The sequence below is a fragment of the Kribbella sp. NPDC050281 genome, from assembly GCF_040655855.1.
GTDB lineage: Bacteria > Actinomycetota > Actinomycetes > Propionibacteriales > Kribbellaceae > Kribbella.
This window is the reverse complement of sequence record NZ_JBFAKS010000080.1, coordinates 1-15,094: the sequence shown is the minus strand read 5'-3', so window position 1 is coordinate 15,094 and position 15,094 is coordinate 1. Positions and strand designations below refer to the sequence as shown.

General features: G+C 66.9%; 13 protein-coding genes. 8 read left to right on the top strand and 5 right to left on the bottom strand.

Translation table 11 applies throughout. From position 1 onward, the window contains the following. The 8 genes from AB0I34_RS43435 to AB0I34_RS43400 all read left to right on the top strand — a co-directional run. The coding region (locus tag AB0I34_RS43435; protein WP_360458375.1) for an SCO6880 family protein at positions 1–1,376 on the top strand (1,376 nt) is incomplete at its 5' end. Next, positions 1,376–2,788, top strand: coding sequence for an ATP-binding protein (locus AB0I34_RS43430; protein ID WP_360458373.1), 1,413 nt, complete (start codon positions 1,376–1,378; stop codon positions 2,786–2,788). The genes AB0I34_RS43435 and AB0I34_RS43430, both read left to right, overlap by 1 nt. A gap of 5 nt (positions 2,789–2,793) precedes the next feature. Then, positions 2,794–4,548: a TraM recognition domain-containing protein gene (locus AB0I34_RS43425; protein ID WP_360458370.1), complete on the top strand. Its 1,755-nt coding sequence runs from the start codon at positions 2,794–2,796 to the stop codon at positions 4,546–4,548. Between the two features lie 787 nt (positions 4,549–5,335). Further along, positions 5,336–5,971 carry a hypothetical protein gene (locus tag AB0I34_RS43420; protein WP_360458367.1) on the top strand — a complete coding sequence of 212 codons (636 nt, stop codon included), beginning with the start codon at positions 5,336–5,338 and terminating at the stop codon, positions 5,969–5,971. A 149-nt stretch (positions 5,972–6,120) separates the two neighbouring features. Then, positions 6,121–6,330 (top strand): hypothetical protein, encoded by a 210-nt coding sequence (locus tag AB0I34_RS43415; RefSeq protein ID WP_360458364.1) that lies wholly within the window; start codon positions 6,121–6,123, stop codon positions 6,328–6,330. Beyond that, positions 6,327–7,187, top strand: a complete 861-nt coding sequence (locus AB0I34_RS43410; RefSeq protein ID WP_360458361.1) for a universal stress protein — start codon at positions 6,327–6,329, stop codon at positions 7,185–7,187. Before AB0I34_RS43415 ends, AB0I34_RS43410 begins: the two co-directional genes overlap by 4 nt. Positions 7,188–7,303: 116 nt before the next feature. Then, the gene (locus AB0I34_RS43405) at positions 7,304–7,726 is read left to right on the top strand and encodes an Hsp20/alpha crystallin family protein (RefSeq protein WP_360458358.1); all 423 of its coding nucleotides are present in this window, start codon (positions 7,304–7,306) and stop codon (positions 7,724–7,726) included. A 289-nt stretch (positions 7,727–8,015) separates the two neighbouring features. Next, entirely contained in the window at positions 8,016–8,540 is a 525-nt protein-coding gene (locus AB0I34_RS43400; protein WP_360458355.1) for a hypothetical protein, read from the top strand. A gap of 246 nt (positions 8,541–8,786) precedes the next feature. On the opposite strand, the gene AB0I34_RS43395 is transcribed toward AB0I34_RS43400, so the two are convergent. The 5 genes from AB0I34_RS43395 to AB0I34_RS43375 form a co-directional block, all read right to left on the bottom strand. Next, positions 8,787–9,659, bottom strand: coding sequence for a universal stress protein (locus AB0I34_RS43395; RefSeq protein WP_360458352.1), 873 nt, complete (start codon positions 9,657–9,659; stop codon positions 8,787–8,789). 5 nt (positions 9,660–9,664) lie between these two features. Continuing rightward, positions 9,665–10,465, bottom strand: coding sequence for an ABC transporter permease subunit (locus AB0I34_RS43390; RefSeq protein WP_360458350.1), 801 nt, complete (start codon positions 10,463–10,465; stop codon positions 9,665–9,667). 5 nt (positions 10,466–10,470) lie between these two features. After that, a complete protein-coding gene (locus AB0I34_RS43385; RefSeq protein ID WP_360458347.1) occupies positions 10,471–11,361 on the bottom strand; it encodes an ABC transporter ATP-binding protein in 891 nt (296 codons plus the stop codon). Between the two features lie 175 nt (positions 11,362–11,536). Next, complete coding sequence (locus AB0I34_RS43380) at positions 11,537–12,397, bottom strand: universal stress protein (protein WP_360458344.1); 861 nt, start codon at positions 12,395–12,397, stop codon at positions 11,537–11,539. Then, a complete protein-coding gene (locus AB0I34_RS43375) occupies positions 12,394–14,772 on the bottom strand; it encodes a phosphoketolase family protein (protein WP_360458341.1) in 2,379 nt (792 codons plus the stop codon). Before AB0I34_RS43375 ends, AB0I34_RS43380 begins: the two co-directional genes overlap by 4 nt. Between the last annotated feature and the right edge of the window lie 322 nt (positions 14,773–15,094).

Below are 15,094 nucleotides of genomic sequence, written 5' to 3'. Positions count from 1 at the left end.
CGAACCGCCTTGGCCCGGGTCTGCTCGTCGTACTTGCTCGGCATGACTGCCACCTTCCCAACGAAGGAGGTGTGCATCAAACCCGGGGTGGTTCAATCGGCCTCACATCCGCGGGCGTGTGCGTCGCTGTGGCGTTCGCTCGGGCGCAGGACCTGCCGCTGTATCGCTGGCTCGTCCTTCGTGGCGTTCATGTACTGCGCGCGCTGCGGGGCCAGCACGCGTTCCGATCCAAAGTGATGGAGCCACGCCGGCATGGGCAGCTGACCCTTCCCGGTGAAGGGACGGCGTTGCGGATCTTGACCGCTGGCTCCGGCATTGGTGTCGTCCACGACAAGCGACGCCGTCGCCTCGTCGCGGTGGCCAAGATCGAAGGCCCTGCGCATCTGCTGCAGAACACCGACGAGCAGGACCGTCGTGTTGCGGCGTACGGGCGCCTGATCGCCGGGCTGTGCCAAGGCAACCGGATTGCCCGAGCCCAGATCCTCGAACGCACGCTTCCAGATCCCGGCGACGAGCTGGGGGAGTGGGCACGCACGCGCAACGTCGATCCCCACACACCCGCCGGCGCGATCTACACAGATCTGTTGGAGCGGGCCGCACCGGCTGCGGCGAGGCACGAGACCCTGTTCAGTTTCTCCGTGAACCTCGACGCTGTCTCGCGAGAGATCCGCAAGCACGGAGGCGGGATCACCGGTGCCACAGCGGTGCTCGAGTCCGAAGCGCGAGCCTTCCAAACCTCCCTCGCCGCCGCAGGAGTCGCCGGCTGCTGGCTGAGCGCCGGCGAGCTGGCCATGAGTCTGCGGGTTGCGTTCGACCCGGCCGCGACACGGACAATCCCGACCAACGAGCCGCTGGATGCAGCCGACGCCGGCCCACTCGGAGTCGACGCGAGCTGGGACCACCTGCAGACCGACTCCTCACTGCATCGCGTCTACGCCATCACCGAATGGCCGCGGATCCAGACCACGCCGACCTTCCTGAGCCCACTCCTGCTGAAGCCAGGGATCCGGCGGACCTTCACCCTCGTGCTGCAGCCCATTCCGATGGCCAAAGCGTTGCGAGACGCTCGACGGCACCAGGTGGAGCGGGTCACTGACCGAGCGACACGCTCCAAGATCGGTCAGTTGGAGACTGAAGAGGATCGCCAGCTCGACGCCGACGTGGCCCAGCGTGAGCGGGATCTTGCGGCAGGGCACGGCGACGTTCGCTGGCTCGGCCTTGTCGTGGTCTCGGCCGACAACGAGGAAGCGCTCGATGACGCCTGTATGGAGATCGAGATCGCCGCCACGCAAGCTCTCCTCGACCTGCGCCGCCTGGTCGGCCAGCAGATGGAAGGGTTCATGGCCGCAGCCCTGCCCTTCGGGATCGGACTCTGATGGCCAGGTCTGCTTACTTCGAGCCACAGGGCGCGGACCGTGCGACTCGTCGCGCCAACCGCCGAGCGTCCTACGCCTCCCAACGCACACCCAAGGCAGGCGCAGCGGAGGTGGCCGGGACGAACGGGCTGAACCTCGGCCAAGGTTCGCGGCTGATGGTCGACCGACACCGAGCGACCATCCGCGTGCTTCGGGTCGCCTATCCATTCCTGGCCGAGGGCGGACTCGGAGCCGATGGAACCTACATCGGCTCCGACGTCTTCAGTGGTGGATCGTTCGTCTACGACCCCTGGGTGCTCTACCAGGGACGAGCCATCACCAATCCCAATATCCTGTTGGCCGGCGTCATCGGCAGCGGCAAATCGTCCACAGCCAAGGCACTGATCACCCGATCTGTTGCCCTCGGCCACAAGGCCTACGTCCCCTGCGACCCCAAAGGTGAATGGACACCAGTCGCGACAGCGATGGGCGGCGCGGTCATCAAACTCGGCCCAGGACTTCCGACACGACTCAACCCACTCGACGCCGGCCGGAGGCCCGCCACGATCGACGCCGAGGAGTGGAATCGGATCGTCTGGTCACGCCGCCGCGCCCTGCTCGGCACCCTGGCCGAATCGACTCTCGGACGACCACTGGCCGCGATCGAACACACCGCCCTCGACCTGGCCCTGGAGACCGTCTCAGGTCAGGTCGCGTCGCCGACCGTCCCGGATGTTGTGGTGGCTTTGTTCACGCCCGACTCTGTGCGCGCTGAACGTGCCGGCTTGACGACCGCAAGCCTGACAGGGGATGGACGCGAAGTCGCGCACGCGATCCGTCGACTGGTTCACGGGGATCTGTCGGGGATGTTCGACGGGCCATCGACGACCGGGTTCGATCCGACGTTGCCGATGGTGACGCTGGACTCGTCCTGGTTAGGCAGTGGCGGCAACGACCAAGCACTTCGCCTGACCTTGGCGTGCGCGTCGTCGTGGCTCGAGGCAGCGGTCGCTGATCCCGTCGGCGGCAATCGCTACATCGTGTACGACGAGGGATGGCGCGTCATGCGCGACCCGGCGCTGCTGCGCCGCATGCAGGAACAGTGGAAGTTGTCGCGCACCTGGGGCGTCTCCAATGTCCTCATCGTCCACCGCCTTTCCGACCTGGCCGCCGTCGGCGACCTCGGATCCGAGGCACGAGCACTGGCTGAAGGGCTTCTCGCCGACTGCTCGACCAGGATCATGCTCCGCCAAGAACCCGACCAACTCGAGCGAACGGCCAGCCTGCTCGGCCTCACCGACGTGGAGATCGCGACCATAGCCAAGCTCCCCAAGGGCCGAGCGCTGTGGCGGCTGCCCAACCGATCGTTCGTCGTACAACTGGTCCGCCACGCCCGCGAGGTCGAACTCTTCGACACCGACGCCAGGATGTAGCGCCGATGAACCAACAAACTCCCCGCGACCTCACCGACACGATCTTCATCGCCGGGGGAGTACTCCTCGCATGTGCCGGGGTGCTGCACCTGGCCGGCGGTCTGGCCAGCATGGTCACCACGCAGCATTGGGTCACATCCCCATGGATTGACGCGCTGCGGGTCCCGATGCACCCCGCCGATCCGGCGGTTGCCTTCGGCCTGACCTCGGCACAGATCTCCCCGGTGACCTACTGGCTCGTTGTAGCGATCCTGCTGGTCGTACCAATCGCCGGCGGCTACCTGGTGATGAAGCTCTGGCATGGCAGGCGAGCAACATCCACAAACCGTGCGAAGGCGCTCGCTGCCCGGCCGGGACTCGCGTCAGCGGGCGACGTTGAGGCCGCCGTCGGCCGGCGACAGGTCGTACGGCGCGGACGCACAGCGCGTCCACTCGCACCGAGCAACTCACCGGCGGATGTCGGAACGTGCCTTGGTCGCTCCCGCGGCCGGGAATGCTGGGCCTCCGTCGAGGACTCGGTCATCGTCGTCGGACCCCCACGATCCGGCAAAGGCCTCCACCAAATCATCAGCTCGATCATCGACGCACCCGGCGCCGTGGTCACAACATCAACCCGACCCGACAACCTCGCCGCCACCCTCGAATCGCGACGAGCAACCGGACCAGTCGCCATCTTCGACCCGCAAGGACTCGGCCGAGTCGAAGGCATCCGCTGGTCACCAGTACGCGGCTGCGAGAACCCCACCACAGCGATGGTCCGCGCCAGCGGACTAGCCGCCGGCGCCGGCTTCGCCAAGGGCGGCGTCAGCGACGGAGCCTTCTGGCACGGCCAAACCGAGATGGCACTGCGAGGACTGCTCCACGCCGCCGCCATCGACGATACCGGCATCGCCCAGCTCTACCGCTGGGGCCTCGAACCAGCCTCGGCCATCGAAGCCGTCACCATCCTCAACCGCTCCGACCAGGCCGCCGAAGGCTGGGGCGACACCCTCGACGGCATCGTCCGCATGGACGGCCGCACCCGCGACGCCATCTGGGCAGGCGTCCGCTCAGCCCTGTCCGCCCTCGCCGACCCAGCCGTACGCAGATCCTTCGACCCACCACCCGGCGAAGGACTCGACCCAGCCAGCTTCATCCGAGAACGTGGAACCATCTACCTACTCGGCACCGGTGCCGGAGCCAGCGCAACCTCAGCCTTCATCGCAGCTTTGTTGGAAGACATCACCGAATCCGCCCGGCAACTCGCCGCCCACAACCCCGGCGGACGCCTCGAACCACCACTCGCCCTAGTCCTCGACGAGATCGCCAACCTCTGCGCCGTACCGTCCCTGCCATCACTCATGGCCGACGGCGGCGGCTCCGGCATCTCCACCCTCGTCGTCATCCAATCCCTAGCCCAAGCCCGCGAACGCTGGGGCGAACAAGCCGCAGCCGCCATGTGGGACGCAGCGACGCTTCGCCTCATCCTCGGCGGATCCGCCCAACCCCGCGACCTCCAAGACCTCGCTGCCGTCTGCGGCGAACGCGACGAAGAGATCCGCAACTGGAGCCGAGGCTCAGACGGCGGCCGCACCATCTCCACCAGCACCCGCCGAATCCCGATCCTTCCACCCGATGTCATCCGCACTCTTCCGTTCGGCACCGGCGTTCTCCTCGCCCGCACCGCTCCACCCATCCTCCTCAAGATGACGCCCTGGACCGACCGCGCAGACGCCGACCACATCCGCCACAGCATCGACCAAGCAACCCGACGCCGATGAACCCAGACGACGAGCTCGCCAGAGCACTCGCCCTCACCGCCGGCACCGGTCCGTACGTCATCTGCTGGCGAGACCTAGACCCCACCAGCACCCACGAAGAACTAGAACGCCTCGGCGACTGGGTCACCTGGGCCACCACCCGCTACAGCCTCGATCACAAAGTCATCCCGCCCTGCTGGCCCCAACACGGCGCCGTAGTCGAAGAACTCTCTGCCCTCCGCACCTTCTGGGAAGCCTGCTACCAAGAAGACGCCGCCCCCTCAGACCCCCTCGCCTTCCACCGAGACCTAACCCTCGCCCTCCGCCGCCTCCGAGACTGGACCTCCCTCCTCGGCTGCACCCGGACAACTCACCGAGGCGAATCCCCTACTGAACGCATGCCATGACGCCAGGCAGTGTGCCGACTGACGTCGTACCCGCAGGTTCGTAACCTGCGGGTTTGCCGGGTAGGGCGGGGCGGGACTCGAACCCGCGCCCCAGATGGCTTCGAGGCGGCCTACCGGATGCGGAACGGTGAGGACACGTAGTCCAAGCCGGCGATCGCGAATAGGCCGATGGATTCGGGGCCACCACCGTGTTCGCGGCAGACTCCGACCACCAGTTCCGGATCGCGATGGTGGAAACGGACGAACGGGCAGTCCGAACCGGGCCACGCCCTCGTGACGCCCAACGGCCTTCGCCGGGCCGAATGATCTCCGTCGACCGTGCGGACCGCGGGGACCTTTACGGAGAGGACGGGACTTTGTGCCCCTGTGGTCGGTGATCGGTTCGGCGCAGGCTGGGTTGCATGACGGTGTCCTCCATCGGCCAGCTGGTCGGAACGTCGCGTGAGCCGTGGTTCAGGCAGCGCCCGGTCGTTGCGTTCGGGATCGCTGGCTTGCTCTACGCCTTGGTGCTGTCGCTTCGCCTGTCTGCAGGGGGACCAGACGACCCATATACCCTGCTCTTGGTCCTGCCCGTCGCCTTGGTCGCCATCACCTTTGGGATGCGGGCAGGCTTGGCCGGGGGGTTGGTCGCCGTGGCCCTCATCGTGATCTGGGTTGTGGTTGATGACGTGTCTCTCAGCGCCATGGGCTGGGCGTCGCGCATCCTGCCGTTGCTCTTGCTGGGCGGTCTGATCGGGGATGCATCGGACCGGCTTCGCCGAGCCGACTCGGAGAAGCGGCGGCTGGAGGCTGCGGCGCTGTTGTACCGCGAGGCGATCGAGATCAACGACTCGCTCGTGCAGGGCATGGCCGCAGCCCAGTGGGCGCTGCAGGCCGGCCGGCTGGACGCCGGTCTGCGGACCCTCGAGCAGACGATCGTCCTTGCCGAGGAGTTGGTCTCCGGCTTGATCCGGCAGGCGGACATGGGCGGCTCCAGCGCGCCCGCGATCGACCCAGTGTCATCAGCCCGGGCCGAAGAGTTCGGCGGCTCGCGCTAGCGACTCCATCGGGGACTCACTGTAGGGCTCGCGCGCGGTCGAGGACCTTTGGGGTGCGCTGCGAGGACTTGGCCTCTGTGCTGGAGGGCCTGCCCGGCGTTCGGTGGAGGTGAAGGTACACAGCAGCGCTGCAGTGGGAGGTGTCGGCGATGACGAGTCCGGTGATTCATTTCGAGATCGGTGGACGTGATCTCGGGCGGATGGCGTCGCTCTACGGCGAACTGTTCGGGTGGCGGTTGCAGCCGGAAGGGCCGGAGTACTCGCTGGTTCCGCCCGCAGAGGGCGGTGTCGGCCAGTTCGCGATGTTCAGCGACCCCGATGGCAACGTCATCGGACTGTTGCACCAGGCCGAGTCATGAAAGAGCGGCTTGCCATCGCGGTCGGTGTCGACGGCACTTGGGCCGACAATGGGGCCGTCGATTGGGCTCTCGATGAGTCGAGGTTGAGCGCGGCCCCGGTTCGCGTCCTGCACGTTGTCGACAGCAGGCCACCGTTGAACACGCGGGCAGCCGTGGAGAAAGCCAGGTACCTGGTGGCCGACGTCCGCGAGTATCTCGACCGCCATGATGATGTCGGGCTGCACACGGGCGTGGTCCTCTCCGGTCCACCGGCACACACGCTCGGGCGACGCACCGCCGACGATCGGATGCTCGTCGTCGGGCGGCACGGCCGAGGCGTCATCGGCCGGCTGCTCATCGGCTCTACGGCAGAGGCCGTGGTATCCGAGTCGGGTACGGCGGTAGTCGTCGTACCGCCGAAATGGAGTCCGGGCGAGCAGACCGCGCCGATCGTGGTCGGCGTGGACGAGATCGAGCGATGCGAAGCGGCGGTGGCCTTCGCCGCCGGCCTGGCCGCGGAACGGGGGGCCGCCATCCGGCTGGTCCACAGCTGGGCGGTCCCTACCGTCTTCACCGGAGATCCCGCGTCGACAGCAGGAGCACTCAACCTCGCGCGCCAGTATCACAACGACCGGTTGGGCACCATTGTCCAGCAGTGCCGAACGAGATTCCCCGGCATCGCGTTCGAGACCGAGCTGAGGCAAGGTCACCGGGTTGCCGAGCTGATCGATGCGGCCGATGAGGCACAGGCGCAACTGCTGGTCGTCGGAGGCCGCAGCCATCGTCGAGTGATGGCAGCTCTGCTCGGCTCGACGGTCCGAGGGACTCTTCAGCACGCTGACCGCCCGGTCGCGATCGTCCATCAGCACCCGCTGTGAAGTGACCGTTCGCACTGGGTCGAAGGTCCATTTCAGGCGGTCCGTAGGCCCCTGTGACAGAGCTTCCCACCGAGGTGTGGTGGAAGTGAGGACGGGGACGACAGAAAGGAGATCCCATGACGACGTTGCAGCACCGGGACAACTGGCGCCAGTTCGCGGATCTGTTCGACTGGGCCGAGGGTCTGCCGAACATGTTCGCCTTGCCGGCGACATTGCGCGGTGTCCGGATCGAGGCGTTCAGCGACGAAGGCAAGTACGTCGTACGGGCGGAGTTGCCCGGCATGGACCCGGAGAAGGACATCAAGGTCGAGGTCGCGAACGGCATGCTCACCATCGCGGCCACTCGTCAACAGCAGGAGCACGACGGAGGTCACTCGGAGTTCCACTACGGTTCGCTGACCCGCCGGGTCATGCTGCCGGAAGGAGCCGATGAGGGCTCGGTCGCGGCGAGGTACACCGCGGGCATCCTCGAGGTGACCGTGCCGATCTCGGCGAAGCCCCAGGAGGCGCGCTCGATCACGATCGAGCAGACCGACTGAAGCTCACGAAGACTGACCCGGCCGGACCCACCCCGACCGGGTCAGTTGCTGTGTCGCGACCACGATGCGCGTGCAGTTCGACGTCGGCGGTGGCTGACGGCCGCGATCCGCAGGTCGACCTGCCACTCACCCGTCCGCACCGGCTTGTGCGACGACCTCGCCGCGGTTCACCCGGAGGTCGGCGACCTCGATGCCGAAGACGGCCAGAACGTAGCGGCGGCATAACAGTCCCACGCCAAGGTCCTAACGGCCCCGATCACTTCTGAACGCAGTTCGCTAGCGTGCCGACATGGCATCGAGGGGTGGGCGCGCGTTCGCGGCTGCCCTGTTGTTCTGTGCTGCTGGCCTCCTGGTCGCTTGCGAGCCTCCGGTCAACGGATTCATGGGCCTGACGGTCGACGCAGCAGGGCGACCTGTCGCGGTGATGCAGATCTGCGAGCACGTCGACGGTGTCACGATCTACAGCGAGACCCCTTCGGTGGATCCGGATCAGTCGCCGATCGTAAGCCCAGTGGCGACCTGGGTCGTCAGCCCATCGGCGTCAGGATTCGTGCAAGTTCCACTGTCTGGCAGCGGCTGGCAACTCCAGGGCGAACGCAGGCCCCTCCGAGCTGACACCGAATACTCGCTCCACGCCTGGAGCAACACAGGATCACCACGAGCCGGCTACGCGACATTTACGCTGGCTGGGTTGAAGAAGTTGCAGTTCGGCCAGGTTCACGTAGGCAAAGGACTGGAAGCCGATCCCGGAGATCGAGCCGACGGCGGACTGACCATCCCACTCGCCGAGTTCCGGACGGGTCCCTGTACCTGAACGATGTTCGCCCAATAGCTCACTCGTGCCCCGTTCCCCTGACAGTTGCTGGACCTAGAGGCTGGGAGGCGACCGCAACCCGTACCGCGACAGCTGGCGCCAGCGACCGCCGAGACCGGACCTGGAGCGTTGTTGGGCAACGGTTCTGCGAGGTGGCCCGAGGACGGCCGTCGAACTTGGTGGCGTGGGCCACTAGTACCTTCCTGGAGATCGAAAATCTTCTCTCTGGGATCACCGGCGGACGTGTCAGCGGACGATCGCGGTGGGGCGGTGTGCGTGGTGGAGCACGGTCTGACTGACCGAGCCGAGCAGCAGACCGGTGAATCCGTCGCGGCCCCGGAACCCGACGACGACCAGCTCAGCGGATTCGGCGGCGTGCAGGATGGCACGCGCCGGGTGACCGCCGGCCAACTGCATGTTCCATGTGACGTCCGGATGATCAGCGGCGGCGCCGGCGACGGCCTCGGCCACCAGTACCCGGGCGGACTCCATCACCTCTGCCTCGTCGAACTGCAGCATTGATCGCCCGTCGTCTTCGTACGTGCGGAACGGGCTCGACCAGGCGTGGACGGCGAGCACCTGGGCGTGCAGCGCTTCGGCGTGGTCGAAGGCGAAGTCGATCGCCTTGGCCGAGGCCTTCGAGCCGTCCACGCCGACCACGACCGTCGGCACTTCGTGCCTCCGTGCGCGCAGCTCAGGTGGGATCACGACGACCGGGCAGCGCGCGTGTGTCGTCACCTGTACGGCGACCGATCCGAGGACCAGACCGGTCCAGCCGCCGAGTCCGCGCGATCCCAGCACGAGGAGCCGGGCATGCTCGGCCTCCTCGAGCAGAGCTTCGGCTGGTCCGCCCTCGACGAGCAGTGTCTCGACCTTCATGTCCGGATTCAGGTGACGGATGCCGTCCGCAAGTGCGCTGAGGCCACGCTCCCGGGCACTGCGCAGTCCGGCGAGCGGCACGACCTTGCCGGGCGACGGCTGGGTGAACACGACGATCTCGAACGCCTCGACGATCCGCAGTGGTGCCTCGAGCCGAACTGCCTCGGTGGTGGCCCATTGCAGAGCCCCCTGACTTGCCAGAGAGCGGTCGTATCCGACGACAATTGGTAGTGACGACATCGTTCCTACCTTCCGTGTGCTGTGGCGATGTCACGGCCGTCGAGAGCCGGGAGGGCGACGGCTGTCAGGGCAATGGCGCCGGCGAGGAGCCAGCCGTGGCCCGAGGTCAGGCCTGCGCCGAGCGGGCCGTCGTGGAACGCCTGGTAGAACGGGGAGAACGGAAGCCACGACTCAACGGACGTGAGCAGCAGGCCCGCGGCGTAGAGGAAGTACGCCGCGGTGGCAGCGACCGATCCGATCGCGATTGCGGTCCCTCGACGGCCTGTGACAGCGCCCGCCGCCAGGGCCAGGGTCGCGAACTCGAGGCCGAGCAAGGTCATGGCAAGCGCGCCGCCGGCTGCCGAGCCCGCGCTGATGCCCAGGTCGAACAGCGCGCTTCCGCAGAGCGTGGAGCTGAACAGCACGAGGCCGAGGATCGCCAGCGAGGTCGCGAGTGCGAGTGCCTTCTCCAAGACGATCCGTGCGCCGGACACCGGGGTGACGAGGAGCAGTTCCAGCGATCCCTGCTCTTCCTCGCCGGCCAGGGCGCGAGCACCGCGACCGATGCCGTAGATCAGGAAGAGTGACGGCAGGAGGAGCGTGAACAGCTCGGCGTTGAGGAAACCCGCGCCGGTCGTCATTGCTTCGAGGTCGAAGAACTTCCTCAGCTCCTCCGGGAACGACGCGTAGACCTGTTCGAGATTCAGGTCCCGGATCGACGGCCAGAGAGCCGACTCGAGGATGACGAGGAAAGCGATCGCGACCGACCAGCCGAATAGGCCGCGCCGGGCGTCGTACAGGGACTTCAGGTAGACGTTGCGGAACATGCCGATCACCTCGGGCTCGCGTAGTAGTCGAGGAACACGGATTCCAGATCGGCCTCGTGGCTGATCAGGTTGGTGACCTCGTACGGTGCGACGGCCTTGACCAGCTCGGCCGTCGACCCGGCAACCACGAGATGTGCGGTACGGCCGTCGGACGAGACGTCCTGTACGCCGGGAACCTGGCGGATCCGGTCGATCGGGGGAGTGGTGGCGAAGGTGAGATCGAGCCGGCGGCGAGCCCGAGCCTTCAGCGCCTCGACGGATTGGGTGGTCACGAGTTGGCCGCGGCGGAGGATACCGACGGTGTCGGCGACCGCTTCGACCTCGGCAAGGATGTGTGAGGAGAGGAAGACAGTCCGGCCGGAGTCGCGGGTCTCGCGCAGGAGGGCGAGGAACTCACGCTGCATGATCGGGTCGAGGCCGGCGGTCGGTTCATCGAGGATCAGCAGCTCGGGTTCGTGCATGAACGCCTGGATGATGCCGATCTTCTGCCGGTTTCCGTGCGACAGCGTGCCGATCTTGACGTCGACGTCGAGCTCGAACCGCTTGGCCAGCCGGTCGATTGCGGCCTGGTCGACGCCCCCTCGCAGGTGTGCGAAGTAGTCTAGGTACTGCGCCCCGGAGAGATCGGGGTAGGCGACGAAATCGCCAGGCAGGTAGCCGATGCGCTGTTGCAGGGCGTCGTACTGATCGGCGGCGTCGAAGCCGAAGACGATCGCGGAGCCCGACGTCGGCCGGATCAACCCGGCGAGCAGCCGGATCGTCGTGGTCTTTCCGGCCCCGTTGGGACCGAGGTACCCGAACACCACACCGGTCGGGACATCCAGGTTCAATTCGCTCAGGGCGAGGTGGCGGCGGAACCGCTTGGTCAGCCGCCGGGTCCGGATCGCGAGCTCCATGGCAGATCCCCCTTCTCACTCTCGACGCTACGGATGCAGCGCAGGACGTGATCAGGGCCGAAGGTCCACCGGTTCGCGGTCCCCAAGTCACCTCTCGTCCCGGGATTCGGCGGCGAGCGAGATCCGCGGCGTGGTTGGGGGCCGGAGTCTGCATTTCACGCGGCAGACCTCTCTGTCAGCGCACGACTGCGACCGGGCACGGCGCATGGTGCACGAGTGCCTGACTGGTTGAGCCGAGCAACAGCCCGCGGAACGCGCCACGTCCGCGCGAACCCACCACCAGCAGCTGCGCGTCCCGCCCTGCAGCGACCAGAACGTCGTCCGGCCGGCCGTGCACGAGTTCCTGTTGTACGGGCACATCCGGGTACTTCTCGCGATGGCCGGCGATCGACTCGGCCAGCAGCGCGGCGCTCTGCTGCTCGAGTGCGTCAAGGGCGTAGGCGACCGGCAGTGGATCATCCGGCCCGGCGCTCACGGGGTCGTGCCAGGCCAGCACCGCCGTCAACGGCATCTGGCGGGCCTGAGCGGCTTCGAAGGCGAACTCAACAGCATCCAGGGACAGTTCGGACCCGTCGACACCGACCACCACGCGTCCGGCGGCCCGCTCGGATTCCCAGCGGGGCGGGATGACCACGACCGGACACGGCGCGTGCGTGGCAACGTGGCCCGATACGGATCCCATCGCCAGGTCACGGAACTCACCCAGGCCCCGGGACCCGACCACCAGCAGCACCGCTTCGGTTGCTTCCTGCAACAACACCTCAGCCGCGCCGCCGAAGCTCACTACGGCGTCCACGGACAACGCCGGATGACGTTGCCGGATCTGCTCGGCGACCTCGCCGAGCAGCTTCTGAGCCATCTGGCGTACGGCGTCCGACGGCAGCGGCGCGGTGACACCCATCGGACTGCTGAGCAGCGGCAGCGGCAACGCGTAGGTCAGCCGGACGCCGGATCGCCGCCGGCGGGCCTCGTCGGCGGCCCACCACACAGCGGCTTCGCTTGCGGGCGAACCGTCGTACCCCACAACGATGTTCATCCCTCCTCCTTGGCCCAACGCCAGTCGCGGATCTCGGGCATGTCCTCGCCGTGTTCGAGGATGTACGCATGGTGCCGGGCCCGCTGATCGGTCAGCCATTGCCGGACATGTACGGCGCGCTGGGCCAGCCCAGGGACGCGGTCGATCACGTCCATGGCGAGGTGGAACCGGTCGAGGTCGTTGCGGACCACCATGTCGAAAGGCGTCGTGGTGGTGCCCTCCTCCTTGTAGCCGCGCACGTGGAGGTTCTCGTGGCTGTGCCGTCGATAGGTCAACCGGTGAATCAGCCAGGGATAGCCGTGATACGCGAAGATGATCGGTTTGTCCGTCCCGAAGAGCGCGTCGAACTCGGCGTCCGGCAGTCCGTGTGGGTGCTCGGAGGCCGGCTGCAACCGCATCAGGTCGACAACGTTCACCACCCTGATCTTCAACGACGGAAGATGTTCGCGGAGCAGCTTGACCGCCGCCAGGGTCTCCAGCGTGGGGACGTCGCCGGCGCAGGCCATCACGACGTCAGGCTCGCCGTCGTCGTTGCTCGCCCAGCTCCAGGCCCCGAGACCGCGGGCGCAGTGCAGATCGGCGGACTCGAGGTCCAGCCAGTCCTCCTGCGGGTTCTTCCCGGCCACGATCACGTTGATGTAGTCGCGGCTGGCCAGGCAATGCCGGGCGGTCGAGAGCAACGTGTTGGTGTCCGGTGGCAGATAGACGCGGATCACTTCGGCTTTCTTGTTCACGACGTGGTCGATGAACCCGGGATCCTGATGCGAGAAGCCATTGTGATCCTGCCGCCATACGTGCGATGTGAGCAGATAGTTGAGCGATGGGACCGGTCGCCGCCAGGGCAGGGCCCGGGTCACCTTCAGCCACTTTGCGTGCTGATTGACCATCGAGTCGACCAGGTGCACGAAGGCCTCGTAGCACGAGAACCAGCCGTGCCGGCCGGTCAGCAGGTAGCCCTCCAGCCACCCCTGGCAGGTGTGCTCGCTGAGAATCTCCATCACCCGGCCGTCGACCGCCAAATGCTCGTCGGTCGCCAGGACCTCGGCGTTCCACGCCTTGCCGGTCACGTCGTACAAAGCGTCCAGCCGGTTGGATGCGGTCTCGTCCGGACCGAACACCCGGAAGTTGCTCTCGGCAAGATTGGCGCGCATCACGTCGCGCAGGTAGGTACCCAGCACTCGCGTGGGTTCGTGCCGCACACTGCCGGGCTGCGGTACGTCGACGGCGTACGACGTCAGTGCGGGTAGCTCCAGCTCCCGGGTCAGGATGCCGCCGTTGGCATGAGGAGAGGAACCCATTCGGCGGTCGCCTCCCGGCACCTGCTCCAACAGGCGGGAAACCGGCCGGCCGGCCTCGTCGAAGAGCTCGTGCGGCCGGTAGCTTCGCAGCCAGGTCTCGAGCAGCTTCAGGTGTTCCGGCGACGTCCGTACGCCGGACAATGGGACTTGGTGGGCTCGCCAGGTTCCTTCCACCGGCACGCCGTCGACCTCCCGCGGCCCGGTCCATCCCTTCGGCGTACGCAACACGATCATCGGCCACGATCGTCGCGGCGCGGACGGATCCCTTCTTGCCTCACCCTGGATGGACTTGATCTCGTCGAGGACGTGGTCGAGCGTGGCGGCCAAGGTCTGGTGGACGACCTCGGGGTCGGAACCGTCGACCAAGTAGGGCGTGTAGCCGTACCCCGTCAGCAGGTCGGTGAGCTCGTCCTCACCGATCCGCGCGAGGATCGCCGGGTTGGCGATCTTGTAACCGTTCAGATGCAGGATCGGCAGGACCGCGCCGTCGGTGCGTGGATCGAGGAACTTGTTGGAGTGCCACGAGGCCGCCAGCGGTCCGGTCTCCGCCTCGCCGTCACCGATGACACAGGCGACGACCAGGTCAGGGTTGTCGAGTGCTGCGCCGTACGCGTGGCTGAGCGAGTAGCCGAGCTCTCCACCTTCGTGGATCGAACCCGGCAGCTCCGGAGCGACATGGCTGGGAATGCCGCCGGGGAAAGAGAACTGGCGGAACAGCCGTTCCATGCCGGCGGCGTCGCGCGGCACCTCCGGGTAGGTCTCGCTGTAACTACCCTCGAGCCATGTGTTCGCCGCGATCGCCGGCCCACCATGGCCGGGACCGATCACGTACATCATGCTCAGGTCCCGCTGCCGGATCACCCGGTTGAGGTGCGCGTACAGCATGTTCAGTCCAGGCGTCGTACCCCAGTGACCGAGCAACCGGGGCTTCACGTCCTCCGCCCGCAACGGCTCCCGCAGCAGAGCGTTCCGGAGCAGATAGATCTGGCCTACCGACAAGAAGTTGGCCGCCCGCCAATAGGCGTCGAGGTCGTCCAGCTCGACGTCGCTCAGCGGCTTGTCGCCGACTTGCTGCATGGGTCCACTCCTCAGGGGTCGCGTATCTGTCCAACGATCAACCTGAGTGCGTCGGCGGCGATAGGGACAAAGGTCCGCCGCGATCGGGCCGATGGTCAGGAGGAGCGGGGCGGGTCGATGAGGGTCCAAAGCCCCGAGCGGGTGGTGTGGCGCCGTACGACGGCTGACGGCGGGGAGTCCTTGCTTGATCCGGCGATGACCACGACGGTGCAGGCGCGGCCAACGGCTCTAGCTGTACCCGGTCATGAGGTTGGTTGCAGTCTGGTGATGGGTGGTCGGCCGCCGAGTGCGGTGTGTGGGCGTTGAGTGTTGTAGTGGTTGA

Coding starts and splice junctions, on each gene's coding strand:
- AB0I34_RS43430 (WP_360458373.1), top strand. CDS start 1,376: ATGGCCAGGTCTGCTTACTTCGAGCCACAGGGCGCGGACCGTGCGACT.
- AB0I34_RS43425 (WP_360458370.1), top strand. CDS start 2,794: ATGAACCAACAAACTCCCCGCGACCTCACCGACACGATCTTCATCGCC.
- AB0I34_RS43420 (WP_360458367.1), top strand. CDS start 5,336: ATGACGGTGTCCTCCATCGGCCAGCTGGTCGGAACGTCGCGTGAGCCG.
- AB0I34_RS43415 (WP_360458364.1), top strand. CDS start 6,121: ATGACGAGTCCGGTGATTCATTTCGAGATCGGTGGACGTGATCTCGGG.
- AB0I34_RS43410 (WP_360458361.1), top strand. CDS start 6,327: ATGAAAGAGCGGCTTGCCATCGCGGTCGGTGTCGACGGCACTTGGGCC.
- AB0I34_RS43405 (WP_360458358.1), top strand. CDS start 7,304: ATGACGACGTTGCAGCACCGGGACAACTGGCGCCAGTTCGCGGATCTG.
- AB0I34_RS43400 (WP_360458355.1), top strand. CDS start 8,016: ATGGCATCGAGGGGTGGGCGCGCGTTCGCGGCTGCCCTGTTGTTCTGT.
- AB0I34_RS43395 (WP_360458352.1), bottom strand. CDS start 9,659: ATGTCGTCACTACCAATTGTCGTCGGATACGACCGCTCTCTGGCAAGT.
- AB0I34_RS43390 (WP_360458350.1), bottom strand. CDS start 10,465: ATGTTCCGCAACGTCTACCTGAAGTCCCTGTACGACGCCCGGCGCGGC.
- AB0I34_RS43385 (WP_360458347.1), bottom strand. CDS start 11,361: ATGGAGCTCGCGATCCGGACCCGGCGGCTGACCAAGCGGTTCCGCCGC.
- AB0I34_RS43380 (WP_360458344.1), bottom strand. CDS start 12,397: ATGAACATCGTTGTGGGGTACGACGGTTCGCCCGCAAGCGAAGCCGCT.
- AB0I34_RS43375 (WP_360458341.1), bottom strand. CDS start 14,772: ATGCAGCAAGTCGGCGACAAGCCGCTGAGCGACGTCGAGCTGGACGAC.